General features: G+C 64.8%; 23 protein-coding genes and 1 pseudogene. 10 read left to right on the top strand and 14 right to left on the bottom strand.

Annotated elements, in window-relative coordinates; genetic code table 11:
* Positions 1-621, top strand: a pseudogene (locus tag DRB19_RS18850) (IS630 family transposase); the annotation flags it as partial.
* Positions 622-649: 28 nt separating this feature from the next.
* Here DRB19_RS18850 and DRB19_RS18855 read toward each other — a convergent pair.
* The 7 genes from DRB19_RS18855 to DRB19_RS18885 form a co-directional block, all read right to left on the bottom strand.
* Entirely contained in the window at positions 650-1,195 is a 546-nt protein-coding gene (locus tag DRB19_RS18855) for an adenine phosphoribosyltransferase (RefSeq protein ID WP_114187577.1), read from the bottom strand.
* Positions 1,196-1,265: 70 nt separating this feature from the next.
* Complete coding sequence (locus tag DRB19_RS18860) at positions 1,266-2,135, bottom strand: S-methyl-5'-thioadenosine phosphorylase (RefSeq protein ID WP_114187578.1); 870 nt, start codon at positions 2,133-2,135, stop codon at positions 1,266-1,268.
* A 59-nt stretch (positions 2,136-2,194) separates the two neighbouring features.
* Positions 2,195-2,836, bottom strand: coding sequence for a 2'-5' RNA ligase family protein (locus DRB19_RS18865; RefSeq protein ID WP_162815753.1), 642 nt, complete (start codon positions 2,834-2,836; stop codon positions 2,195-2,197).
* A 100-nt stretch (positions 2,837-2,936) separates the two neighbouring features.
* The gene (locus DRB19_RS18870) at positions 2,937-3,821 is read right to left on the bottom strand and encodes a cytochrome c1 (RefSeq protein WP_114187580.1); all 885 of its coding nucleotides are present in this window, start codon (positions 3,819-3,821) and stop codon (positions 2,937-2,939) included.
* 23 nt (positions 3,822-3,844) lie between these two features.
* Complete coding sequence (locus tag DRB19_RS18875; protein ID WP_114187581.1) at positions 3,845-5,125, bottom strand: cytochrome b; 1,281 nt, start codon at positions 5,123-5,125, stop codon at positions 3,845-3,847.
* A 35-nt stretch (positions 5,126-5,160) separates the two neighbouring features.
* The gene (gene petA / locus DRB19_RS18880) at positions 5,161-5,727 is read right to left on the bottom strand and encodes a ubiquinol-cytochrome c reductase iron-sulfur subunit (RefSeq protein WP_114187582.1); all 567 of its coding nucleotides are present in this window, start codon (positions 5,725-5,727) and stop codon (positions 5,161-5,163) included.
* A gap of 192 nt (positions 5,728-5,919) precedes the next feature.
* Positions 5,920-7,767, bottom strand: coding sequence for an ABC transporter ATP-binding protein (locus tag DRB19_RS18885; protein WP_114187583.1), 1,848 nt, complete (start codon positions 7,765-7,767; stop codon positions 5,920-5,922).
* Between the two features lie 102 nt (positions 7,768-7,869).
* Between DRB19_RS18885 and DRB19_RS18890 the strand changes: the two genes are divergently transcribed.
* Both DRB19_RS18890 and hemF read left to right on the top strand, forming a co-directional pair.
* The gene (locus DRB19_RS18890) at positions 7,870-8,349 is read left to right on the top strand and encodes a tRNA (cytidine(34)-2'-O)-methyltransferase (protein ID WP_114187584.1); all 480 of its coding nucleotides are present in this window, start codon (positions 7,870-7,872) and stop codon (positions 8,347-8,349) included.
* A gap of 210 nt (positions 8,350-8,559) precedes the next feature.
* Positions 8,560-9,456: an oxygen-dependent coproporphyrinogen oxidase gene (hemF, locus tag DRB19_RS18895; RefSeq protein ID WP_114187585.1), complete on the top strand. Its 897-nt coding sequence runs from the start codon at positions 8,560-8,562 to the stop codon at positions 9,454-9,456.
* Positions 9,457-9,476: 20 nt separating this feature from the next.
* On the opposite strand, the gene DRB19_RS18900 is transcribed toward hemF, so the two are convergent.
* Genes DRB19_RS18900 through DRB19_RS18920 form a run of 5 tightly spaced genes read right to left on the bottom strand, consistent with a single transcriptional unit; the run spans position 9,477 to position 13,043 of the window.
* Entirely contained in the window at positions 9,477-10,247 is a 771-nt protein-coding gene (locus DRB19_RS18900) for an SDR family oxidoreductase (protein ID WP_114187586.1), read from the bottom strand.
* A gap of 54 nt (positions 10,248-10,301) precedes the next feature.
* Positions 10,302-11,555 (bottom strand): CCA tRNA nucleotidyltransferase, encoded by a 1,254-nt coding sequence (locus DRB19_RS18905; RefSeq protein WP_114187587.1) that lies wholly within the window; start codon positions 11,553-11,555, stop codon positions 10,302-10,304.
* Positions 11,552-11,809 (bottom strand): DUF6111 family protein, encoded by a 258-nt coding sequence (locus DRB19_RS18910; protein WP_114187588.1) that lies wholly within the window; start codon positions 11,807-11,809, stop codon positions 11,552-11,554. The genes DRB19_RS18905 and DRB19_RS18910 overlap by 4 nt, the downstream gene beginning before the upstream one ends.
* On the bottom strand, positions 11,806-12,447 hold the full coding sequence (locus DRB19_RS18915) for a CoA pyrophosphatase (protein WP_114187589.1): 642 nt from the start codon (positions 12,445-12,447) through the stop codon (positions 11,806-11,808). The genes DRB19_RS18910 and DRB19_RS18915 overlap by 4 nt, the downstream gene beginning before the upstream one ends.
* Complete coding sequence (locus DRB19_RS18920; RefSeq protein WP_114187590.1) at positions 12,444-13,043, bottom strand: DUF1285 domain-containing protein; 600 nt, start codon at positions 13,041-13,043, stop codon at positions 12,444-12,446. The genes DRB19_RS18915 and DRB19_RS18920 overlap by 4 nt, the downstream gene beginning before the upstream one ends.
* 200 nt (positions 13,044-13,243) lie before the next feature.
* Between DRB19_RS18920 and DRB19_RS18925 the strand changes: the two genes are divergently transcribed.
* Genes DRB19_RS18925 through DRB19_RS18940 form a run of 4 tightly spaced genes read left to right on the top strand, consistent with a single transcriptional unit; the run spans position 13,244 to position 20,090 of the window.
* Complete coding sequence (locus DRB19_RS18925) at positions 13,244-14,260, top strand: AAA family ATPase (RefSeq protein ID WP_114187591.1); 1,017 nt, start codon at positions 13,244-13,246, stop codon at positions 14,258-14,260.
* A 10-nt stretch (positions 14,261-14,270) separates the two neighbouring features.
* The gene (locus DRB19_RS18930; RefSeq protein ID WP_114187592.1) at positions 14,271-15,197 is read left to right on the top strand and encodes a DUF58 domain-containing protein; all 927 of its coding nucleotides are present in this window, start codon (positions 14,271-14,273) and stop codon (positions 15,195-15,197) included.
* Between the two features lie 3 nt (positions 15,198-15,200).
* Entirely contained in the window at positions 15,201-18,002 is a 2,802-nt protein-coding gene (locus DRB19_RS18935; protein ID WP_114187593.1) for a DUF4159 domain-containing protein, read from the top strand.
* Between the two features lie 15 nt (positions 18,003-18,017).
* Positions 18,018-20,090 carry a hypothetical protein gene (locus DRB19_RS18940; protein WP_114187594.1) on the top strand — a complete coding sequence of 691 codons (2,073 nt, stop codon included), beginning with the start codon at positions 18,018-18,020 and terminating at the stop codon, positions 20,088-20,090.
* Here DRB19_RS18940 and DRB19_RS18945 read toward each other — a convergent pair whose 3' ends face one another.
* Both DRB19_RS18945 and DRB19_RS18950 read right to left on the bottom strand, forming a co-directional pair.
* Positions 20,091-20,600 carry a GNAT family N-acetyltransferase gene (locus DRB19_RS18945; protein WP_114187595.1) on the bottom strand — a complete coding sequence of 170 codons (510 nt, stop codon included), beginning with the start codon at positions 20,598-20,600 and terminating at the stop codon, positions 20,091-20,093.
* Positions 20,601-20,763: 163 nt separating this feature from the next.
* Positions 20,764-21,246, bottom strand: coding sequence for an NUDIX domain-containing protein (locus DRB19_RS18950; protein ID WP_114187596.1), 483 nt, complete (start codon positions 21,244-21,246; stop codon positions 20,764-20,766).
* 315 nt (positions 21,247-21,561) lie between these two features.
* On the opposite strand from DRB19_RS18950, the gene mbfA reads away from it, so the two are divergent.
* The 3 genes from mbfA (at position 21,562) to DRB19_RS18965 (ending at position 24,643) form a co-directional block, all read left to right on the top strand.
* Positions 21,562-22,533, top strand: coding sequence for an iron exporter MbfA (mbfA, locus tag DRB19_RS18955; protein WP_114187597.1), 972 nt, complete (start codon positions 21,562-21,564; stop codon positions 22,531-22,533).
* 54 nt (positions 22,534-22,587) lie between these two features.
* Positions 22,588-23,511 (top strand): metallophosphoesterase family protein, encoded by a 924-nt coding sequence (locus DRB19_RS18960; RefSeq protein ID WP_114187598.1) that lies wholly within the window; start codon positions 22,588-22,590, stop codon positions 23,509-23,511.
* A 457-nt stretch (positions 23,512-23,968) separates the two neighbouring features.
* Positions 23,969-24,643 (top strand): DUF4142 domain-containing protein, encoded by a 675-nt coding sequence (locus DRB19_RS18965; RefSeq protein WP_114187599.1) that lies wholly within the window; start codon positions 23,969-23,971, stop codon positions 24,641-24,643.
* Positions 24,644-24,659 lie beyond the last annotated feature (16 nt).

Genomic DNA, 24,659 nt, shown 5'->3' on the forward strand with positions numbered 1-24,659 from the left:
GGCCCGCCCGCGCCATTATGCCAAGAGCGAGGCCGCGGTGGCGGTTTTTAAAAAGAGTTTCCCGCGCGTGTGGCGGAAATCGCGTCCCACGAGGCCGATGGCAAGCCGCTAGAGATCTGGTTTGCCGATGAGGCGCGGGTGGGTCAGAAGAACAAAATCACCCGGCGCTGGGCGAAGCGCGGCACCCGTCCGTCGGCGCAGCGGGATCTGAGAACCGCCTCGACATACATCTTTGGGGCGATCTGCCCGGCGAAGGGCAAAGCCGCCGGCCTGGTTCTGCCGCGCTGCACGACCGAGGCGATGACGTTGCATCTGACCGAGATCTCGCAAGCCGTCGCGCCGGGGGCGCATGCGGTGCTGCTGCTGGATCAGGCGGGCTGGCACGTCTCGAGGAAGCTGAAGGTGCCAGCCAACATCACCCTGGTGCCACTCCCGGCCAAAGCGCCCGAGTTGAACCCGGTGGAGAATATCTGGCAATTCATGAGGGAGAACTGGATCTCCAACCGGATCTTCATGTCCTACACGGACATTCTCGATCATTGCTGCGCGGCTTGGAACAAGCTCGTCGAGCAGCCTTGGACCATCATGTCCATTGGCCTACGAGACTGGGCCAATGTATGAGCATCAGCGCCGATTGGTATAAGAGGCCTCAATGCCCCTCGAAGCTCACGAGGCTTCGTACTTCGACGCCGAGGTCGCGCAGTTTCTGGGCTCCGCCGAGATCCGGCAGGTCGATGATGAAGCAGGCGGCCACGATGTTGGCGCCCATCTGGCGCAGGAGCTGGGTGGCGGCGACCGCCGTACCGCCGGTGGCGATCAGGTCGTCGATGAGGATGACGCGCTCGTCCTGGCCGATGGCGTCGGTGTGGATCTCCATCTCGTCGACGCCATATTCCAGTGAATAGGCGATGCGCACCGTTTCATGGGGCAGCTTGCCCTTCTTGCGGATCGGCACGAAACCCGACGAGAGCTGATGGGCGACTGCGCCCCCGAGGATGAACCCGCGCGCCTCGATCCCCGCCACCTTGTCGACGCGCCCACCCGCGAAGGGGTGGACTAGCTCGTCCACCGCACGGCGGAAGGCGCGCGCATCCCCGAGCAGGGTCGTGATGTCCCGGAAGATGATGCCGGGCTTGGGGTAGTCCGGGATCGACCGGATGGCCGATTTGAGATCGGTGAGGAGGCGCTGGTCCATACGGAAGCTCGGTTTTGAGAGGAACATACTATCGAGAGGGCGGCCAGAAGGCCACCATGGGCTCACCCTGTTACAGGACGCGGCCGGCGACCGCGTCGAGTTTCTTCAACAGTTCAGGATCGCGCACGGACGGAGCGGTCATGATGGCGCCGTCGAGAGCCCGGTCGGACCGGTTGGGACACGGCTCGTGCTCGGCCGGAAAATCCCGGGCGATGCGAGCGATCAGGCCTGCGACCTTGGAGGCGTTCTGCTGCGCCACCGCCACGACGGCTGCGACATCCACATCGTCGTGCTCAGGGTGCCAGCAATCGAAATCCGTCACCATGGCGACCGTCGCATAGGTGATCTCGGCCTCGCGGGCGAGCTTGGCCTCCGGCATGGCCGTCATGCCGATGACATCGTAGCCCAGACCCTTGTAGGTCATTGACTCCGCATAGGTGGAGAATTGCGGCCCCTCGATGCACACATAGGTGCCGCCCTGGTGAAACGGGATATCCTCCGCGCTCGCCGCGTCGGCGATGCGCTGCTGCAGCTTGGGCCCGACGGGATGGGCCATGGGCACATGCGCCGCGCAGCCTCGTCCGAAAAATGAGGTTTCACGGCGGAATGTCCGATCCACGAACTGATCCACGAGCACGAAGAAGCCGGGGTAGAACTCGGCCCTGAGCGAACCGCAAGCCGAAACCGAGATCAGGTCGGTCACCCCAGCCCGCTTCAGCACGTCGATATTGGCCCGGTAATTGATGTCGGACGGGGAGTAGAAATGGCCGCGTCCATGCCGGGGCAGGAACACCACCTTGGTCTGTCCAATCCGGCCGATCCGTAAGGTGTCCGACGGCTCGCCCCAGGGTGAAGCGATGCGCTCCTCGCGCATATCCTCGAGCCCGGGCAGGTTGTACACGCCCGATCCGCCGATGATGCCCAGCACTGCTTTCGTCATGTCGCCTCGGTTAGTGTTGGGACCGGACAGGAACCAGCCTCGTCCGCCGGGGAGACATATCAGCCCGCCCGGCCAAGCGGAACCGATACGATTTCGTCACCGACGAGACAGGGGAAAAGCGTCTCCCGGAAGATCCTGAGGCGCTCGACCTGGACGGTCAGCGCAACTGGAAGCGCTTCGATCTGGTCCACGACTGCGGCCGGCATCGGTCGGGCGGCCGAGAAGCGGGCAAGGGTCGAATGGATCATGTCGTAGCGCCGATGCTCCATGCCAGTGGGAGGCGTGAGCGTGTCGACGATCCTCTCCCGCAAACGCTCGATCTGCCCCGACTCGTCCCGCGCAATGGCGATGACACCGACAGGGGCGACCTGAAGCCGGGAAAAACGCAACTCGAGGGGCCGGGCGTCCGCGCAGAACTCCTCAAGAAGCGCCCTGGCAGGCCCACCAATCTCGTTCCAATACGCGTTCTTGTCGAACCCATCTGTGATGGGAACGACCGGATAGATCGTGACGTGAAGGGAGTGCGCCGGAGGCTGGTGGAACGCGCCGGGCCATTGGGCAACGACGGCCTGCTGAAGGCCGTGAAGGTCCGCCTGCGCCTGCGGCGTCAGGTGCGGCTGGGCATGGACCGCATGGCAGGGGTTGCCGAACAGGGTGTCGACCGTTGGATGAAGAGGGCTGGGATTTGTTTCGGGGCGCAAGGTTCGTCCATGGATCTGGCGTCCTCGGCTTTACCTTACCGAACCGTCACAGGCCTAGCCGAAAAAGAAAAGGCCCCGGAAGCCGGGGCCTTTCAAACCATCAGGGATTGTGCGTCATCGGAGGGGTGGCATGGCCCTCGACCTCGCCGCCGACCCGGGCCCAGATCTTCTTCTTGGTGAAGTAGAGCAGAACTGACAGGGCGATGAGGAACAGCATCACCTGGAAGCCGAGGCGCTTGCGGGCCTCGAGATGCGGCTCGGCCGTCCAGGTCAGGAAGGCCGTGATGTCGCGAGCGTACTGGTCCACCGTCTCGGGCGCCTGCGCCTGGCCGTTGGCGTCCTTCGGATACTCGACCTGACCGTCGCTGATGGGCTTGGGCATCGCGATGATGTGGCCGGGGAAGTACTCGTTGTAGTGGCCGCCTTCCGGCACCTGGAAGCCCGCCGGGGGCTCATGATAGCCGTTGAGCAGGGCCACGAGATAATCCGCGCCGTTCTCCGAATATTGCCGGAAGACGTCCAGGATGAACCACGGGAAGCCGCGCTCGTAGGTGCGGGCCTTCGCCATCAGGGACAGATCCGGGGGAGCCTTGCCGCCATTGGCCGCAGCGGCTGCGTTCTCGTTGGGGAACGGAGCCGGGAAGCGGTCGGCCGCCCGGCCGGGACGCTCGAACATGTCGCCAGCGTCGTTGGGGCCGTCCTGGACCTTGTACTCGGCCGCGAGCGCGCGGACCTGGGCCTCGGAGAACTCCGGACCGCCGGGCTGCGAGAGGTTGCGGAAGGCCACGTAGCTCAAGGAGTGGCAGGAGGCGCAAACCTCCCGGTAAACCTTGAAGCCGCGCTGCAGCTGGGCCCGGTCGAACTTGCCGAAGGGACCCTGGAAGGTCCAGCTCAGCTGCGGCGGAACAGGGGTTTCGCCGGCGGCGAATGCGGGAGCCGAGAGGCCGAGAAGGGCCGCGGCGATGAGAAGAGTACGCTTCATCATGATGTTGTTCCTCAGCGCTCGCTTTAGCCCTTGGATTGCGGCTCGGCATTGGCGCCGACAGGGATGCCCGCGCCGCCCTTCTGCACGCCCATCACCGATTCGAGGATCGAGTTCGGCAGCGGCAGCGGACGCTCGAAGAGGCCGAGCAGCGGCAGGACCACCAGGAAGTGGATGAAGTAGTACGCGGTGGCGATCTGGGACACGATCACATACCAGCCTTCCGCAGGCTTCGAGCCGAGCCAGCCGAGCAGCACGCAGACAGCGACGAAGACCCAGAAGAAGAACTTGTACTGAGGGCGGTAGGCGGTCGAGCGGACCTTGGACGTGTCGAGCCACGGCATCAGGAACCACACGAGGATCGCCGAGAACATCGCGATGACGCCGCCGAGCTTGTCCGGAATGGCGCGCAGGATGGCGTAGAAGGGCAAGAAGTACCATTCGGGCACGATGTGGGCCGGGGTCACGGCCGGGTTCGCCGGGATGTAGTTGTCCGCGTGGCCGAGGTAGTTCGGGATGTAGAACACCCACCAGGCGAAGAAGATCATGAACACGACGACCGCGAAGATGTCCTTGATCGTGGCGTAGGGGGTGAACGGAACCGCGTCCTTGCCGGACTTGATCGGGATGCCGGTCGGGTTGTTCTGGCCCGGCACGTGCAGCGCCCAGACGTGGAGGATGACCACGCCGAAGATCATGAAGGGCAGCAGGAAGTGCAGGGAGAAGAAGCGGTTGAGGGTCGGGTTGCCGACCGAGTAGCCGCCCCAGAGGAAGCTCACGATCGTCTCGCCCACGACCGGGATCGCCGAAAACAGGTTGGTGATCACGGTGGCGCCCCAGAAGCTCATCTGGCCCCAGGGAAGGACGTAGCCCATGAACGCGGTAGCCATCATCAGGATGAAGATGATGACGCCGAGGATGTACAGAACCTCGCGCGGAGCCTTGTAGGAGCCGTAATAGAAGTTCCGGAAGATGTGGATGTACACGGCCACGAAGAACATCGACGCGCCGTTGGCGTGCAGGTAGCGCAGCAGCCAGCCGTAGTTCACATCACGCATGATGTGCTCGACCGACTGGAACGCCATGGAGGCGTTCGGCGTGTAGTACATCGCCAAGAACACGCCGGTGACGATCTGGGCCACGAGCATGAACACCAGGATGGCGCCGAAGGTCCAGAAATAGGTCAGGTTCCGCGGCACCGGAAACGCGATGAAGGACGAGTGGACGAGGCTCGCGATCGGCAGGCGGCTCTCGAACCATTTACCGAAGGCGCTCTTGGGAACGTAGGTCGTGGGGTGCTGACTCATGGATATCGCCTGATCGCAGTGATCGTCGCGGAAAATTATGCCGTGGCTTCGTCTTGGCCGATAACGATCTTCGTATCGGACGTGAAGGCGTAGGGCGGGATCGGCAGATTGATGGGAGCCGGACCGCCGCGAACGCGGCCGGACGTATCGAAGACCGAGCCGTGGCAGGGGCAGAACCAGCCGTGATACTCGCCCTGCTGGCCCAGCGGCACGCAGCCCAGATGGGTGCAGTTGCCGTAGACGATCAGCCACTGGGCGTGATCCGGCTTCACGCGGGCCGAATCCGGCTGCGGATCGCGCAAGGAGGCGACGTTCACATCCTCGGCGGCCTTGATTTCATCGGCGGTGCGGTGCCGGACGAAAATGAGCTTACCGCGCCAGAAGACCTTGACGATCTGCCCTTCGGCGATGGGCGTCAGATCGACCTCCACCGGCGCGCCAGCCGCCACGGTCGCCGCATCGGGCGCCAGCGACTGGACGAAAGGCCATACCAGGGTGGCGCCGCCGACAGCGGCGGCTGCGCCTGTGGCGATGTAAAGGAAATCGCGCCGTGTCGGCTCAGCGACATGAGTGGTGGTCTCGGCCACTTGGCTCTCCAGCATTCGTCAAAAAACGAGAACCGCGCGTCTGAAATGCCTCGGAAACCCGAGGCACCGGCACGCTGCTTATCCCTTCGAACAAACATGTGCGCCAACGCGCGCGCAATGCGACTGGGCGTCGCCGCGCGCAGGCTCTTTGGCACGGTCAAGCCCGCCTGTCCATAGCCGGATTGGAGATGTTCCAGCCTGGATCGCTCAACCGGACGCCGTTTCGTCAGCCCCGAGGAAGCCCCCGGATTGGCGGCGCCACAACCTGGCATAGAGCCCGCCCCGCTCCAGAAGCTCCGAATGGCTTCCTTCCTCGACGATCCGGCCCTGATCGATCACGATGAGCCGGTCTAGGGCCGCGATGGTGGACAGGCGGTGCGCGATGGCGATCACTGTCTTGCCCTCCATGAGGGCGGAAAGGGACTCCTGGATCGCCGCCTCCACCTCGGAGTCCAGAGCCGAGGTGGCCTCGTCCAGCACCAGGATGGGGGCGTCCTTGAGGATCACGCGGGCGATGGCGACGCGCTGGCGCTGACCTCCCGAGAGCTTGACGCCCCGCTCCCCCACATGGGCCTCGTAACCCCGCCTGCCCCGGTGATCCTCAAGATCGACGATGAAGTCGTGAGCGTGGGCGAGCCGGGCCGCCTGCTCGATCTCCCGGTCCCGGGCGTCCGGGCGGCCATAGGCGATGTTGTCCCGGATCGAGCGGTGCAGCAGGGAGGTGTCCTGCGTCACCATGGCAATGGCGGCCCGCAGGGAATCCTGACTGACCTGGGCGATATCCTGCCCGTCAATGAGGATGCGCCCGCTCTCCAAGTCGTGGAGGCGAAGCAGAAGGGAGGTAATCGTCGTCTTTCCGGCCCCGCTTGCGCCCACCAGGCCGACCTTCTCGCCCGCCTGGATCGTGAGGCTGAAATCCTCGATGATCCCGTCCTCTCGGCCATAGTGGAACGACACGTTCTCGAAACGCACCTCTCCCCGGGCGACCGCGAGTCGCGGAGCTGCCGGCGCATCCACGATCTCGTGGGGGCTGGCGATGGTCTGCATGCTCTCTTGTACGACGCCGACATTCTCGAAGACCCCGCGCACGGTCTGCATCACCCAACCGGACATGGCCAGGATCCGCATCACCAGGGCGAGCCCCGTCGCCGTCTCGCCGCTGGTCATGAGGCCTCGGGTCCACAGGTAGATCGAGAGCCCCCCGGTGGACACGAGCAGCATGCTGTTCATGACCGTGAGAAGCCCAGTGGTGCTGGTGATCAGCCGGAACGAATCCAGGAACGCTCGGGTGTGGGCCGCCAAGGCTTCTCGCACGGCGGATCGCTCCTCCCGGGCACGAGCGAAAAGCTTCACCGTGAGGATGTTGGTGTAGCTGTCCACGATCCGCCCAACCAGGACCGAACGGGTATCGGCAGTCCTGAGCGAAAGCTTCCTGGCCCTCGGCACGAAGAATCGCAGCAAAAGGACATAGCCGAGGATCCACAGCCCCATGGGCAGCGCGAGCCAGGGGCTGATGGTCGAGAACAGGCCGAGCGCCGTGAAGGCAAAGATCGCCACATAAAGAAGCGTGTCGAGGATCGTGACGGCGATCTCGCGGATGGCCCCGCCGGCCTGGGTGATGCGGTTGGCGAGACGCCCGGCGAAATCCGCCTGGAAGTAGCTCAGCGCGTGTCCCAGCGTGTAAACGTGGGTCCGCCAGCGGATCATGTTGGTGCTTTGCGGCACGAGGATCTGATTGGTGGCGATCTCGTGCGCGATGTGCAGGACAGGCCTCACAACAAGGATCAGGACCCCGACCAGCAGGAGGGCCGTACCGTGATCCTCCCAGAGACGTTCGGGAGTCGACCGCGCCAGCAGGTCCACCAACCAGCCGATCAGGATGTAGAGGGACGATTCGAGGATCCCGACGATCAGGGCGACGATGAAGAGAGCCCCCAGCCAGAAGCGGACGGGCTTTAGATAATACCAGGCGAAACGGCCCACGGTGCCGGGGGGCGTCTCATCCTCGTTGAAAGGGGCGAACGGGTCGATCCGTTCCTCAAACCACCGATACATCCTGATCCCCGGGATCTTCTTGCTGAACCCAACCCCTGCTTAACACCACCGGCAGCGAAGCGTTCACTTGACGCAGGAGCGTCCTGCCCCGATGACGCTCCCATGCCTCGTCTCGCCATCTACCAACCCGATATTCCGCAGAACACCGGCACTATGCTGCGCCTTACGGCCTGCCTGGGCGTGCCGGTCGAGATCATCGAGCCCGCCGGATTCGACGTTTCCGACCGAAACCTGCGCCGGTCCGGCATGGATTATCTGGAGCGCGCCGCAATCACCCGCCACGTCTCATGGACCAGCTTCGAGACGTGGCGCCAAGGGGCTGGAGCCCGCCTTGTCCTGGCCACCACCAAGGCGGCTATCCCCTACGCCGAGTTCGCCTACGACCTCGACGACATCATCCTCGTGGGACGAGAATCGGCAGGGGTGCCGGACGAGGTTCACCAGGCCGCCGATGCGAGGATCGTCATTCCCATGCGGCCAGGGCTGCGCTCCCTCAACGTGGCCATCACGGCCGCGATGATCCTGGGCGAGGCGCTGCGGCAGACGAATGGCTTTCCAAACGCCGCCATTTCAGGGACATGAAACATCACCGTCACGTCGGGGGATTGGCCCATCACTCCATCCTCATCCTGATGAGCCACGCAGTGGCGTCTCGAAGGAGGCTGCAATGAGCAATGGAAACATCCCGTGCTTTGAGACGCCTCGCTCCTCAGGATGAGGGCTGTGGGACATTCTCGTTACATGTCCAGCCTCTAGCGTAAATCTTCGTCTTGCCTCTCAGGAATCAACACCATGACCGACAAAGCCGCCATCGAGACCATGCAGACCGAGGCTCCCGCTTGGTTCGCCTCCCTGCGGGATCGGATCTGCGCCGCCTTCGAGGCCCTGGAGGACGAGGTGACGGCTCCCCTGCCTCCGGAAGCGACCGCACCCGGGCGCTTCGAGCGCAAGCCGTGGGAGCGCAAGGATCACAGCGGCAACCCTGGGGGTGGCGGCGTCATGTCGATCATGCGCGGCCGGGTCTTCGAGAAAGTCGGCGTGCATATCTCGACGGTGCACGGCGAATTCGCGCCTGAATTCCGCGGACAGATTCCCGGCTCGGACCAGGATCCGCGGTTCTGGGCCTCGGGCATTTCGCTGATCGCCCATCCCTGGAACCCGCACGTGCCGACCGTGCACATGAACACACGCTTCGTCGTGACCACGAAACCCTGGTTCGGCGGCGGCGCCGACCTCACGCCAGTGCTGGACAGACGGCGAACCCAAGACGATCCGGACACGGCTGCGTTTCATGCTGCCTTCAAGGAGGCTTGCGACCGGCACCAGCCGGCGGTGGATTACGCCAAGTACAAGGCTTGGTGCGACGAGTACTTCTTTCTCAAGCACCGCAACGAGCCCCGCGGCATCGGCGGAATCTTCTACGATTATCACTGGACCGGAGCCCCGGAGGCCGATCTCGCCTTCACCCGCGACGTGGGCGAAGCCTTCCTGAAGATCTACCCGGAGATCGTTCGCCGCAACGTCGGAACGGCCTGGACCGAGGCGGACCGGACGGAGCAGCAGATGCGGCGCGGGCGCTATGTGGAATTCAACCTGCTCTACGACCGGGGCACGATCTTCGGTCTGAAGACCGGCGGCAACATCGAGTCGATCCTCTCGTCAATGCCGCCGACTGTCCGCTGGCCCTGAGGCCGGAAGCAGCGCCCCCCTTAAAGGCTCGCGGTTACGCCGCCGTCCACATAAAGGATCTGCCCGTTGACGAAATTCGAGGCGTCGGAGGCCAGGAAAACTCCGGCCCCGACAAGGTCCTCGAGTTCACCCCATCGCCGGGACGGAGTACGGGCGATCAACCAGTCTGAAAAGGCTTTGTCGTCGACCAGGGCCTGGTTGAGCTCCGTCTTGAAATAACCGGGTCCGATGCCGTTGACCTGCAAGCCGTGCTTGCCCCAGTCGATCGCCATACCCTTGTTGAGCATCTTCACGGCTCCCTTCGTGGCCGTGTAAGGGGCGATGGAAGGGCGACCGAGCTCGCTTTGAACCGAGCAGATGTTGATGATCTTTCCGCGTCCGCGCGGGATCATCCGCCTAGCCACCGCCTGCCCCACATAGAAGACGCTGTCCACATTGATCGTCATCAGCTCGCGCCAGGTCTCCTCCGGATAATCCTCGAGAGGGGCGCGCCGCTGCATCCCCGCATTGTCGATCAGGATATCGATGGGGCCGATGGAGGCCTCGATCCGCTCCACGGCCGCCCTGACGGCTGCGCTGTCGGTGACGTCGAAGGGCATCTCGGCGGCCTTCAGCCCCTCGTCGCGGAGCTTTTGCGCCGCCGATGCTACCAGATCGGCCCGACGGCCATTGAGAACCACGGTCGCTCCAGCGCGGCCCAGCCCCTGCGCCAGGGCAAGCCCGATCCCCGCGCTGGAGCCGGTCACCAAAGCGACGCGGCCGGACAAGTCGAAAAGCCCAGTAATGCTCACGCCGATCTCTCCTTTCCCGGATGCGCCGGGACCTGTCGTGGTCGAACCATACGCTCAGGCGTTCTCCTGATCGAGAATGCGCCGCAGCAGGGCCTTTGCCGAATCCTCGTCGGTCAGGCACCCCTCCGACAGCCATGCCTGGCGGGCGCGGGACAGAAGTTCACCAATCCTCGGCCCTTTCGGAATACCGGCCTCCACGAGGTCGGCCCCACGAAGCGGAAAGACCGGTACCGGCTCCGCTCCGGTCCCGAACCGCCACAAGACCTCTAACGCGTCCGCATGAACGACCGGTGCGGGTTCGCCTGCGACCGCCACCAGGAGAGGCGTGAGGATTTCCACATCGTATTCAGCCACGAGGCGGCGGATATCCGCTGCGTCCAGTGGCAGCGGTCGCGTCTTGAGAATGGCAAGCAGCCGCGCGTAGGCTGCAAGCTTGCGGTGTTCCTCGTTCGACAGTCGCAGCCTCTCCCGCAGACGCTCCGCATCTTCTTCCGTCAGCACCGCAAGGGCCGCTAGGCGCCAGATGGCAGCGGCATTCTTTCGGTTGGCGGCGATGAAACGATGGAACCGGCCGAACTCCACCGCTCCTCCAAGGAGCCACGTGAGAAAGCCATGCTCGGCCAGGACCTGAATCGTGCTTTCGGCCCTCTGGGCCACGAGCAGCTTCATCAGTTCGTTCCGGATCCTCTCGCGCGAAAGAATTCCGAGGCCCTGACGCTCGGCTCCTGACGCCGCGAGGCCTTCCGGGTCCGGGTCGCCTTCGGCATATTCCGCATGGAAACGAAAGAACCGCAGGATGCGCAGGTAATCCTCGCGAATGCGGGTCTGCGCATCGCCGATGAAGCGGACACGCCTCGCCGCGAGATCCGCGACGCCGCCCGTGTAATCGTACAGGCGTCCATCAAGCCCCAATGACAAGGCGTTGATGGTGAAGTCGCGCCGACGTGCATCCGCTACGAAATCGCGGCCGAAATGAACGACCGCGTACCGGCCATCGGTCTCCACGTCCTCGCGCAGGGCCGTCACCTCGAACGGTTTCCCATCGACGATCACGGTGATCGTGCCGTGATCGATGCCGGTTGGAACGGACTTGAATCCGGCCGCGCCTGCCCGTTTAACGATGGTGTCCGGCATCGCCGTCGTGGCGCAATCCACTTCCAGGACGGGGCGGCCGAGCATCGCGTTGCGCAACGCGCCTCCGACGATGCGCGTCTCCTCGCCGCCGCCATTGAAGGCTTCCAGCAACCGGCGCAGCTGAGGACGCTCGAGCAGGCTGGCAAGCGCATTCTGGTCGAGAGATGGCGTCACTTGAATTGTCCCGGAACGACGCGGCCGTCCTCGATATGCGTCGGCACGAAGGCCCCGGCCTGGCGATCGGCCAGAAGACCGGCCGCCACCAGCGAGACGATGACGCAAGCCAGCCCGGCGATGACGAGCCAAAAGGAGTGTTCGCTCCATGAGGACCAAGCCAGAGGGTTGCGGCGGATGATCAGAAGGTAGATGGCGAAAGCGATGAAAGGCAGGAGAAACAGCACCGATTCCTGAAGGATCGCCCGCGTCATGAAGTATAGAGCCTCTCGTATAGATTGCGGATGATGCCCGCCGTCACGCCCCAGATGTAGCGCTCCTCGTAAGGAATTGCATAGTAGCGGCGCAGGCGGCCCTTCCATTCGCGGGAATGAAGCTCGTGGCGGGCGGGGTCCATCAGAAAGCCGAGCGGCACTTCGAACACGTCCGCCACCTCGTGCGGGTTGATGTTGAGCGCATAGGACGGCGACACTCGCGCCACGAGGGGCATGACCAAATAATTTGTCCCGGACAGATAGGCGTCGAGATAGCCAAGCGGATGGATGAACCGGCTGTCGAGTCCGATCTCCTCCTCGGCTTCCCGGTAGGCGGCGGCTTCGATTGATTCGTCCGTGGGATCGACCCGGCCGCCCGGAAAGGCGATCTGGCCTGAATGCTGGCGTAGATGGGAGGCGCGCTCGGTCAGGAGCAGGGTTGGCTCCTCGCGCATGACGACAGGCACGAGAACGGCCGCAGGTTTGGGCGTCAGCGGATACGTCAAAGGCACGCCGTCGAGGCTGTGGTCGCCGCGCGGATTGGCAAGGGCCTCGGTCGGATCGGGCGGTTGCGGGCGCAGTCGCTCGGCGGCCAGGGTCAGAAAGTCCAGCGTTTCCAGAGGAGCGAGCCTGGTCATGCCTCGCCCAGCTCCGAGGCCGGCGCGATGGGAAAGAATCCTTCCTTCGACGGGATCCCGAAAACCTCCTGCCCGTCGACCTCCCGCGTTTCGCCCATGGCCACGAGATCGAGCGCCAGGGCCCGGGTGACCCGCGCCCACAATTCGCCCCGCACCAGGATATAGGGCTTCACGCCGCCGTCTGAATCGCGCTCGAAGCGCAAGGGATGTTCGGAGCCTGCCTGCACGAGATCGTCCACATTCGTTCGGAAAGCGATCTGCCTGTTTTCGCCCTCGCCGTCCACCGCCATCTCGACCGCCAGGAACGGCACATCCTCCACGACGATTCCAACACGCTCGACCGGCGTGACCAGCACATAGCGCTCCGGGTCCTTGCGCAGGATCGTGGAGAACAGGCGCACGAGAGCCGGGCGGTTGATGGGCGTGCCCATGTAATGCCAGGTCCCGTCGGCTGCGATCCGCATGTCGATCTCGCCGCAATAGGCCGGGTTCCAGCGCTCGACCGGAGGCAACCCTCGGCGCCCGGATTCGGGGCCCAGGGCTTCGATGAGGTGCGACAGGGCGTTTCCGGGGGTGGAGGCGACCTGATCTATCATGACACAAGCGTGAACAAGAAAATGAACCTTGAGGATCGACGAACAGCCATCGTTCGCTACCTTCCTAAAGCATAGTGCCGTCAGATACGCCGTCCAGTTCGCCTCCTTGCCTTGCTGCGTCGCATCGACCCGCTTGCATATGGATGCCGACCGAAGGCAGACTAGCTCTGGGGGCTGATGTTAATGAGCGGAGAGAACTCATGACGGCCAGCATAGCTCAAGCGCCCACCGCCCTGGACGATGCCATCATCAGGAACGCGGAGGCCACGCTTGAGACTGTCGGGCGCGCCAGAGACGCGATCCACACGGTCATCTTCGGCCAGGAGGAAGTGGTCGACCAGACCCTCATCACGCTTCTGGCCGGCGGCCACGGTCTTCTGGTCGGCGTGCCGGGCCTTGCGAAGACGAAGCTGGTCGAAACCCTCGGGACCGTGCTCGGCCTCGATGCGAGGCGCGTCCAGTTCACTCCCGACCTGATGCCCTCCGACATCCTGGGCTCCGAAGTGCTCGACGAAGGCGCCGACCGGCGGCGCTCGTTCCGGTTCGTGAAGGGGCCGGTCTTCACGCAGCTCCTCATGGCCGACGAGATCAACCGCGCGAGCCCGCGCACGCAATCGGCCCTGCTGCAGGCCATGCAGGAGCATCACGTGTCCGTGGGTGGCGAGCGGCACGATCTGCCGCAGCCGTTCCATGTGCTGGCCACCCAGAACCCGATCGAGCAGGAAGGCACCTATCCACTCCCTGAAGCGCAGCTCGACCGGTTCCTGCTGGAAATTGATGTGGGCTACCCGGACCGGGAGGCCGAACGCCGCATCCTAATCGAGACGACAGGCGCCGAAGAACGCAAGCCCGTCGCGGCCATGTCGGCGGAAGGCCTCATGAATGCGCAGCGCCTCGTGCGCCGGCTGCCCGTTGGCGAGAGCGTGGTCGATGCGATTCTCGACCTCGTGCGCTCCGCGCGGCCGGAAGGCCAACGCGTCGACGGCGTGACCGATAAGCTCCTCTGGGGACCGGGCCCCCGCGCCAGCCAGTCGCTGATGCTGGCGGTGCGCGCCCGGGCGCTCATCGAGGGACGCGTCGCGCCTTCGATCGCCGACGTGGTGGCGCTGGCCGAGCCGGTGCTCAAGCACCGCATGGCGCTCACCTTCTCGGCCCGAGCGGACGGAGAGACGGTCCGGAACGTGATCGGTCGCCTGACGGCGCGGTTGGCAGGCTAGGATTCCCATCATGACCCGCACCCGGGTCCTCCCCGAAAGCGCCCGCCTCCCGGGCCGCCATGAGACGGAAAGCGCGCTCTCCCTGGCGCAGCGGATGCCGCGCCTCGTGCTCGAGGCCAGACGCGTGGCGGCGAGCCTGTCGCACGGCATTCATGGCCGCAGGCGTGCCGGAGTCGGCGAAAGCTTCTGGCAGTTTCGTCCCTTCGTGGCTGGTGAAGCCGCGCAGCGTATCGACTGGCGACGCTCGGGCCGGGACGACCGGCTCTACGTCCGCGAACGGGAATGGGAGACGGCCCAGACCATCTGGCTCTGGGTCGATCGCTCCGCCTCCATGGGCTTTGCGTCGGACTTGGCGCAGGCTCCCAAGATCGAGCGCGCGGTGGTGCTGGGCCTTGCCCTTGCCGACTGCTTCGTCGAGGCAGGGGAGCGGACGGGCATGCTCGGCCTCATGTCCCCCCGCGCATCGCGGCGCATCGCCGAGACGATGGCCCAAACCATGGTGGCGGAACGCTCGTCCCTCGAGGACGATCTGCCTCCCCAAGCCCCCATCGCGCCTCTTCACGAGGCCATTCTGATCGGTGATTTCCTGACCCCCGTGAGCGAGATCTCGACCGTCGTCGAAGGGATTTCGAGCCGGGGCGCACGCGGCCATCTGGTCATGATCGTCGACCCGGTCGAGGAAACCTTCCCGTTCCAAGGGCAGGCAGTCCTGCACGACCTGGAGGACGGCCTGTCGCTTCGCATCGGCGACGCCATTTCCTGGGGCAATGCCTACCGGCAACGCATCGCGCAACACCGCGCGCAGATCGACGAATTGGTCCGCCGCCGCGGCTGGACCATGACGATCCATCGGACCGACCGACCAGCCAGCGAGGCCGCGCTTCGCCTCATGACTCTCGTCAGCACGTCCCGCGGCGCCAGTCCGGGAGGGCGGTAGTTTATGCTTGGACTTCCTCTTACCTTCACCGTCCCGCTCGTGCTGACCGCCCTCGCCGCCCTGCCGGCGATCTGGCTGCTCCTGCGCATCACGCCGCCACAGCCGAAGCGGGTCGATTTTCCACCCCTCAAGATCCTTGCGGATCTGCGCCCGGAGCGGGAAATGCCGGCGCGCACGCCCTGGTGGCTGCTTCTGCTGCGGCTGCTCCTGGCGGCCTTCCTCATCCTTGCCGCCGCAGGGCCGATCTGGAACCCGATCGCCGCCGACAGCAGCCGGTCTCCGCTCCTGCTGATCCTCGACAACGGCTTTGCGGCGGCGCATGACTGGCGCGAGCGCATGAACCTCGCGGCCGAGCCCATCGAGGCGGCGGGGCGCGAAGGTCGCGTCGTGTCCGTCCTGGCAACCGCCGAGGCTCCCGCCGGGATCGAGCCCTCGAATCCGGCCGCCGCCCTGGAGCGCCTGCGTTCCTTCGAGCCGCTGCCTCATCTGCCCGACCGGCGGGCCCATGTGGACTCCGTCAGGCGCTTCCTCGAGGCGACCCCTGACGCCGAAATCGTCTGGATCACCGATGGGGTCGCCGGTGTTGACGGTCAGGGCTTCGTCGAAAGTTTGGCACAGATGTCGGAAGGTCGCCGGATCACGGTCGTCAAGGCCGAGCGTGCATCGGCGCTTGCGCTCGCAGGCGCGGAAAACACGAGCGGCCAGTTGAACTCGCGCATCATCAGGGCCGAGCCGAACGGCCGCGACGCGGGCGTCGTCCGCGCCATGGACCTGAAGAACCTGCCGTTGGCGGATGCACGCTTCACGTTCGACCAGAATGCCACGGAGGCCACCGCGGTCTTCGATGTTCCGACCGAGATCCGTAACGCCATTGCGCGCATCGAGATCCTCGGCGAGGGCTCCGCCGGAGCCGTGAGCCTCCTGGATGAGCGGGGAAAGCGCCGGCGGGTGGGCCTCGTCTTCGGCGGCACGTCGGATCAGGCCCAGCCCCTCCTGTCGCCGCTCTACTACATCGAGCGGGCTCTTTCGCCCTACAGCGAGATCCGCCATGGCCGGGGCGCGGTTGGCGACGCGGTCGGGCAGCTGATCGACGAGCAGGTCTCGGTTCTGGTACTTGCCGATGTGGGCGGGCTCGACCGCGAAACGCTCGGCAAGGTAACCACCTTCGTCGAGGAAGGCGGCTTGCTGCTGCGCTTTGCAGGCTCGCGTCTATCGGCCGGAAACGATGATCTCGTTCCCGTGCGCCTGCGCCGGGGCGGCCGCAATCTCGGGGGCACCCTATCCTGGGATACACCGAAGACTTTCGCGGCCTTCACCCGCGAGAGCCCGTTCTTCGGCCTGAATGTGCCTGAGGAAATCGGCGTCCGGCGGCAGATCCTGGCGGAGCCCGACGGCGATCTCGCGGCTAGGACCTGGGCGTCACTCTCGGACGGCACGCCGATCGTCACCGCCGACAAACGGGGGGACGGCCTCGTGGTGCTGTTCCATGTCACCGGCGACACCACATGGTCGAACCTGCCCCTCTCGGGCCTCTTCGTCGACATGCTGCGCCGGATCACGGCTTTGGCCGGTGCGCCGAACGATGTGGGTTCGGAGGCGCGCAACGCCGAGAACCAGACCGTTGCTCCGCGTCTGACCCTCGATGGCTACGGCGCCTTCACATCACCACCGGCAACAGCCCGCGCCGTGACGCGGACCTATGCCGAGCGCGCCACGGCCGAACATCCGCCGGGCTTCTACGGCCCGGTCGATTCAAGCCTTGCGGTCAACGCCCTGGTCCCAGGCGACAAGCTGGCGCCGCTGAACATCGCTCCGCTCAACGCGCGGGTGTCCGGACTCGTGGGTGCGCAGACGATCGACCTGCGGGCGCCTCTCTTCAGCCTCGCCCTCGTGCTTCTCCTCGTCGACACGCTGGCGTCACTCTGGCTCGGCGGTCATCTGGCGAACCTCGTCAGCCGCACACGCAGGGCGGGTGCGGGAGCGGCTCTTGTCCTTGCGGCGATCATGCTCGTCAATGCTCCGCTGGACCTTCAGGCCCAGGAGCAGCGGTCCACCACACGCGAAGACAAGGACGCGGCTCTTGTCACGCGGTTGGCCTACGTGATCACCGGAGATTCACAGGTCGACGCCACGAGCAAAGCCGGCCTCACGGGACTGACGCAGGTTCTCAGCCAGCGGACGGCCCTTCAGCCTGGTGAGCCCATCGGGATCGATCCCTCGAGGGACGAGATCGCCTTCTATCCGCTGATCTACTGGCCTGTGGTGGCCAGCAGGCCTATGCCGTCCGAGGCTGCCGTCCGGCGCATCGACGCCTTCATGAAAGGCGGCGGCACAGTGATCTTCGACACGCGCGATGCCTTCAGCGCAAGGCTCGATGGAGCCGCGAGCGCTGAGGGGCAGGCCCTGCGCCGCATGCTCGCATCACTGGATATCCCTGAGCTCGAGCCGGTGCCCGTCGATCACGTTCTCACGAAGACCTTCTACATCCTCGACAACTTCCCAGGCCGCTATGCCACGGGCCAGACCTGGGTCGAGGCCATGCCGCCCCAATCCGAGGATGAGGGAAATCGTCCGGCGCGCTCCGGCGACGGAGTCTCCCCCCTGATCATCACCTCCAACGATCTCGCGGCCGCATGGGCCGTGGGAAACCGCGGGGAGGTCCTCTATCCGGTCGTGGGCAGCGATCCGCGTCAGCGGGAGATGTCTCTCCGGGGCGGCATCAACATCGCCATGTACGCGCTCACCGGTAACTACAAGGCCGACCAAGTTCACGTTCCGGCGCTCCTCGAGCGGCTCGGACAATAGGTCGAGGAGATCCCTTTGCTATCGGTCAGCTTCTCGCCTCTGATTCCAGCCTATGCCCTCTGGGCGGTGGGAGCCGTCGCCCTGCTGCTCGCCGTTCTGGCAGTCCTGTCCCGAGGCCCTGTCGCGATCCTGCGTGCCATTGCCCTTGCGCTTGTCCTGCTGGCGCTCGCCAATCCGGCGCTCGTGCAGGAGGAGCGCGAGAAGGTGAAGGACATCGTGGCGGTTGTTATCGACCGCTCCACGTCGCAGACCCTCGGCGACCGACCGAGCATGACCGATCAGGTGCGCGCCGAACTCGAACGTCGCTTTGGCTCCGTGGCCGACGTGGAGCCACGCTTCATCGAAGCCGATGATGGCGACGGCGATGACGGGACACGCCTGTTCGCAGCTCTCTCCAACGGACTTGCCGATGTGCCGCCCGATCGCCTGGCTGGTGTCATCTTCGTTACGGATGGCGTCGTGCATGACATTCCGCCATCCGTCGACGGCCTTGGCTTCAAGGCGCCTCTCCATGCGCTGATCACGGGACGTCCTGACGAGCGTGACCGGCAGATCAAGCTTTTGGAAGCGCCTCGCTTCGGCATCGTCGGAAAGGACCAGACGATCCGGGCGCAGGTTATGGAGCGCGGAGGCACGGGCTCGGCCTTCGTGACCGTGCGCCGCGACGGTCAGGTCTTCGCCCGCCAGCAGGTGCGGGCCGATACGCCCTTCTCGGTTCAGGTGCGCATCGACCACGGCGGCACCAACGTGGTCGAGCTCGAAGTCGAAGGCCTGCCCAACGAGCTGACGCAGGCCAACAATCGCGCGGTCGTTCCCATCGAGGGCATCCGGGAGAAGCTACGGGTGCTGCTGGTGTCCGGCGAGCCCCATGCGGGCGAGCGCACCTGGCGCAACCTGCTCAAATCAGACGCCAACGTGGACCTCGTCCATTTCACGATCCTGCGTCCGCCGGAAAAGCAGGATGGGACGCCGATCAACGAACTTTCCCTCATCGCCTTTCCGACCCGCGAGCTGTTCCAGCAGAAGATTAAGGATTTCGACCTGATCATCTTCGACCGCTACGCCAACCAGAGCGTCCTGCCGTCGAGCTATTTCGAGAACATCGTGCGCTACGTGCGCGACGGCGGCGCGGTACTGGTGGCGGCGGGCCCCGAGTTCGCAAGCTACGGCAGTCTGGCCCAGACCCGGCTCGCGCCGATCATTCCCGGCACGCCGGACGGCCGTATCGTCGAGGAGCCCTATAAGGCTCAGATCACCAAGACCGGCGAGCGCCATCCCGTAACACGCGCCCTCCCCGGCTCTGAGCAGCAGCCTCCCGCCTGGGGAGAATGGCTGCGCATCATCGGTTCGCAGGTTCAGTCTGGCGCAACCGTCATGTCGGGCGCCAACGATCTGCCGCTTCTGGTCCTGCGCCGGGAGGACAAGGGCCGCGTCGCGCTGCTTCTGTCGGATCATGCCTGGCTTTGGGCGCGCGGCTATAACGATGGCGGCCCGCATATCGACCTGCTGCGCCGCCTCTCGCACTGGCTCATGAAGGAGCCTGCCCTGGAAGAGGAGGCGCTTCGCGCGACGGCGGCGGGCCGCAACATTCGCATCGAACGCCAGACCATGAGCGAAACCGCCGATCCGGTGACGCTGATCTCGCCCGTCGGCCAAGAAGGCAGCGTTGCTCTCAGCGAGACGCAACCAGGCCTGTTCACGGCGCAGGTCGAGAGCCGCGAACTCGGCCTCCACACGGTGCGCTCCGGCGATCTCATCACGTTCGTGAGCATCGGCCCGGCCAATCCGCGCGAGCTCACCGACGTGTTCAGCAACACGGAGGCGCTACAGCCCATCGCCGAGGCGACGGGCGGGTCGATCAGGCGCGTCGCGACGGCGGGCGATCGGAGCATTTCCGTACCGCGAATCCTGGCCGTGCATTCGGGTTCGCGCTTTGCGGGCGGGGACTGGATCGGGATCAGGCCGAGCGACAGCGCCATTGTCCGCGGCGTGTCGGTGTTGCCCTTGGCCCTCGGCTTCCTGGGTCTTGTGCTCCTGGTGGGAGCCACCCTTGCGGCCTGGCTGACGGAAGGCCGCCGTCGAGCCTGATCAGGCCGAATGTGGGAGCGGCGTCACGATCCCCTTGGCTCGCGACAAGGCGCCCTCCTGTAAATCGAGGGCGAGGAAGCGGTCTGGGTTCACAGGGCCCGGGAGCTGGAGTTGGCGGGGCGGCACGCGCCTGAAGCCGAAGCGGGCATAATAGGGCTCGTCGCCGACCAGAAGCACCAGGGTATGCCCCTGCTCCTTCGCGGCGTCGAGGGAGCGCTGCATGAGCGCCGCTCCAATGCCGCGGCTTTCGAAAGCGGGCTCCACCGTCAAAGGCCCGAGCATGAGGGCGGGCTCCTCGCCGGCCATCACCGGAGTCAGTCGGACGGATCCGACCAGGAGTGTTCCGACCATGGCCGTGAAGGACAGATCGAGCAGGTGGGGAGCACCCTCCCGGAGGCGCGAGGCCGTCCGGGCGAAGCGGCCCGGGCCGAAGGCGCGCTCGTGCAGGCGCTCGATGGACTCGGAGTCGTTGGGTTGCTCGGCGCGGATAATTAGGGAAAGCTCGGTCATGGGCGGACTCCCGCAATAGCGACAAAGACGATTAGTGGCCGGATAGTGGCCGGACGAATGTCAGCCGTGTCGTCGTCGCAAGGTCCGCATGATGGTCATGAAGCTCGGCGTTTCCTGAATTTCATTGGCCATAGCAGCGTCACGGGCATGGCGCAAACGGTTCTCACCATGTCTGCGCCAGGGGCGCGCCTTGGAAGGCCTCCGCCAGACGGCGGCGGGTCGCCTGTGTGGTGCCGTCCGGGAGAGCGTCGAGGGGAAAGAAGCCGGCGTCGGCGATCTCCCGGTCCGGCTGCTTTGGCCCAAGCACCGTATAATCCTGGACGAGGTAGACGAGAACGTGGTCGCGCCTGGAAACCTTGGCGTTGAAGTAAACCCCGCACAGCTGCGGAGCCTCGTCGATCCGGATGCAGGCTTCCTCGCGCAGCTCGCGACCGAGAGCCTCCAGGGCCGTTTCGCCCGTCTCCACCCCTCCGCCGGGAAGGTGCCAGCCGGGGACGTAGGTATGGCGGATCAGAAAGACGCGGTTGTCACGGTCACGTACGATTCCCCGAACACCCAGGGTCAAACCGCGGGAAAAACGCCAGTAGGTATGGAGCCCTCGCTGCATCAGGCGCGAGACCGAACTTTGTAGGGGGGTGTCGGACATCAGGTCACCACATCACAACAAAATTACAGAACTATGAACAGTGCCATGCGATTAAAGCATATGAGCACTTCTCAAACGACGCGTGACCTGCACATAACGCAGGTCTAAGACAGGGCCAACCAAAGGTGTTCCAATGTTTCTCTCTCTTGTCCTGTCCTGGCTGAACCGCTCCTCCAGCTTCACCTGGTCCCCCGCCCTCAACCTTGAGGACCGCACGATCTACTCGACCCTGCTCCCGGGCGTTCAGTACTAAGTCAAAGAGGCTTTGCCGCAAGCCGGAGACCTGTTTAGAATACTTCTAAACAGGAGGCTGGCATGAAGGCTCTCTCCGAATTGACGGAGCGCGAGGTCGTTGCCCTCGCGATCGCCAACGAAGAGGAAGACTCGCGGATCTATCAGGCGTTCGCCGATCGGCTCCGAGCGAATTTCCCCTCCTCCGCCGATATCTTCGATGACATGGCCGGGGAGGAGCGCGACCACCGCAACTCCCTTTATGCCTTCTACCGGTCCCGATTCGGCGAGCATCTGCCGCCGATCCGACGGGAGGACGTGCGCGGCTTCTTCAAGCGCCGGGCAGTGTGGTGGAACCCCCACCTCGATCTCGACAAGATGCGCCGAGAGGCCGAGCTCATGGAGCTTCAGGCTGCCAGCTTCTATGAGCAGGCCGCCCAGGCCACCCTCGACGTCGGCGTGCGCGAGCTCTTCATGAAGCTCGCAGAGGTGGAGCGCGGGCACGAGCGCAAAGCCAGCGAGCTGCACGACGTGCACCTGACCGAAGATGCCGAGGCCGCCGAGGAGGAGACCCGTAGGCGCCTTTTCGTTCTGCAATACGTGCAGCCGGGTCTCGCAGGGCTGATCGATGGATCGGTCTCGACCCTCGCGCCGCTCTTCGCTGCGGCCTTCGCCACGCACAGCAACAAGGAGACCTTTCTGGTGGGTCTTGCGGCGTCCGTCGGCGCGGGCATCAGCATGGGCTTGACGGAGGCGCTTTCCGACGATGGACGGATCACCGGACGCGGCTCACCCTGGCTGCGGGGGCTGATATGCGGGCTCATGACCGCGGCAGGCGGGATCGGCCATACCCTGCCGTATCTGGTGCCGGATTCCTGGCCGAACGCCTTCTGGCTCGCGACAAGCATCGCGGCCGTGGTGGTCGCAGTGGAGCTCGTGGCGATCTCCTGGATCAGGACGAAATACATGGATACGCCGTTCCTGAGCGCCACCTATCAGGTGGTCGTAGGCGGCGTCCTGGTTCTTCTGGCCGGCATCTTCATCGGGAGCGCTTGACGGAGCCTTTCAGTTGAACGAACTCTCCGTGCCCCTCACAAGCGTCGAGCCGCCATGTTCCGTCTTGCCCACCTGACAGATCCGCACGTAGGGCCGCTGCCGCGACCTCGATTGCGGCAATTGCTGAGCAAGCGGCTGACTGGTTGGTACAACTGGCACCGCAACCGCCAGGATAGTCACGACATGACGCTCTTGGCGGAGCTCGTCGCCGACATTCATGCGCAGAACCCCGATCACATCACCTGCACGGGCGATACCTGCAATATCGGTCTTCCGAGCGAATGGGCGACGTCGCGGGTGTTCCTCGAGGGTTTGGGCGACCCCTCCCGGGTCACCTTCGTTCCGGGCAACCACGACGCCTATGTGGGCGGCTCTCTCGAGGGGCTGCTCAAGGAAGTGGGCCCTTGGACGCGCAGCGACGACGGCACCGTGGCGGTCTTCCCGTTCCTGCGCCGCTATGGTCCCATCGCGGTGATCGGCCTCTCGTCTGCCATTCCGACGCTTCCTTTTGTGGCGAGCGGCCGCATCGGGTCGAAGCAGCGCAAGGCCGCAGAAGCCATCCTTGGAGAGTTGGGTCGCGATTCCTCCTGCTTCCGCATCGTGCTCATTCACCATCCGCCCCATGTGGGCGGAGCGGAGCCTGGCCGTAATCTCACTGACGCCCGCAAATTCGAGGACATCATCGGCCGCGTTGGCGCTGAGCTCATCCTGCATGGACACAACCATGTGGGGGCCCTGCATCACCTCAATGGGCCTCGGGGACCAGTGCCGGTTGTCGGGGCGCCCTCCGCATCGGCCCGGGGTGGAACCTTGACCCACAAGGCGGGATACCACCTCTTCACGATAGACCAGGACGAAACGGGATTTCTGTTGAGGGCCGAGCTGCGGGGCCTGCGGCCCGACGGCAGCGTCGGCGGCATGGGGATGTTGTCCCTGGGACGTATCCGCCAGGCATCAGAGGGCGCTTCAGGCCTCTGAGGCCCAACACTGGGCGCCTCCGCACTCTGGAGTACCGCTTTTGCACATACCAGTACGTCGGCAACGCTTGGTATGGTCCCGGCAACCACAGAGATCGCCGATCAGGAAATTTCCCTGTGGCTAGGCCCGGCGTCACCGCCCCCGGTCCCCGCCGGGCCGTCTTTTTTCCCTTTCGCAATGGCTCAGAAATCGTGGCGTCGAACACGGTCGCGTATCCTTGGGTCTGCAGCCTGAGAGCCGCAGCACAACCAGCGAAGCAATCTCCAGTACAGTTGAAGATTAGAGCGGCGATGCAAAGTCTGTGCAGCCAAGCTTGAACATAATCTCAAGAAAATCACATTCTCTGGAACCGCTTAGACCATTCGCAGTTGAAGAGGTGCAGCAGTCACCTTCGCGTCTCGCGGGCCTGTTTTGGCCTCGCGCAGTGTTCTGCGACCCGGAAACAGGAGTCTATCCCATGAAAAAGTATCTCGCCGCCGCGGCCCTGCTGGCGTCTGTCTCTACACCTGCCTTCGCCCAGATGATGGACAGCCAGACCTTCCGCATGATGGCGTCGCAATCCGACGCCTTTGAGATCGCGTCCAGCCGCCTCGCCCTCGAGCGGTCGCGCAACCCGCGCGTTCTCGCCTATGCGCAGAACATGATCCAGGATCACGGCATGACGAGCCAGGCTCTCAATGGTGGCCGCGCCGTCTATTCCCAGTCCGGTGAGTTCGTGGGCGGCGCTGTCGGCAGCACACTGGCTGGCGCTGGCATTGGCGCCTTGGTCGGCGGTCCTGTGGGAGCAGCCGTTGGTGCCGGCGTCGGTGCGACGGCAGGCGCAGCCGCTAGCCGCGCGGGCGAGGTTCAGGCGACCGGCTCGGTGACCCCGATCCGCCTTGGCGTTCCGCTCGACGCTGAGAAGAGTGCGATGCTGAACCAGCTCGCCTCCACGTCCGGCCCGCAATTCGACCGCCTCTACGGCCAGGCCCAGCGCATGGCCCACCAGGAGGCGCTGGCCCTCTATACGAGCTACTCCCAGAACGGCACCGATCCGGCGCTTCGCCAGTTCGCCACCTCGGTCATCCCGCACCTGGAGCATCACTACTCCGATGCCCAGCGTCTGCCGGGCGGCGCCATGCGTCGTCGCTAAGCCGGAACTTGTTTTA

Source organism: Microvirga aerophila (genome assembly GCF_003332305.1).
Classification (GTDB): Bacteria; Pseudomonadota; Alphaproteobacteria; order Rhizobiales; family Beijerinckiaceae; genus Microvirga; species Microvirga aerophila.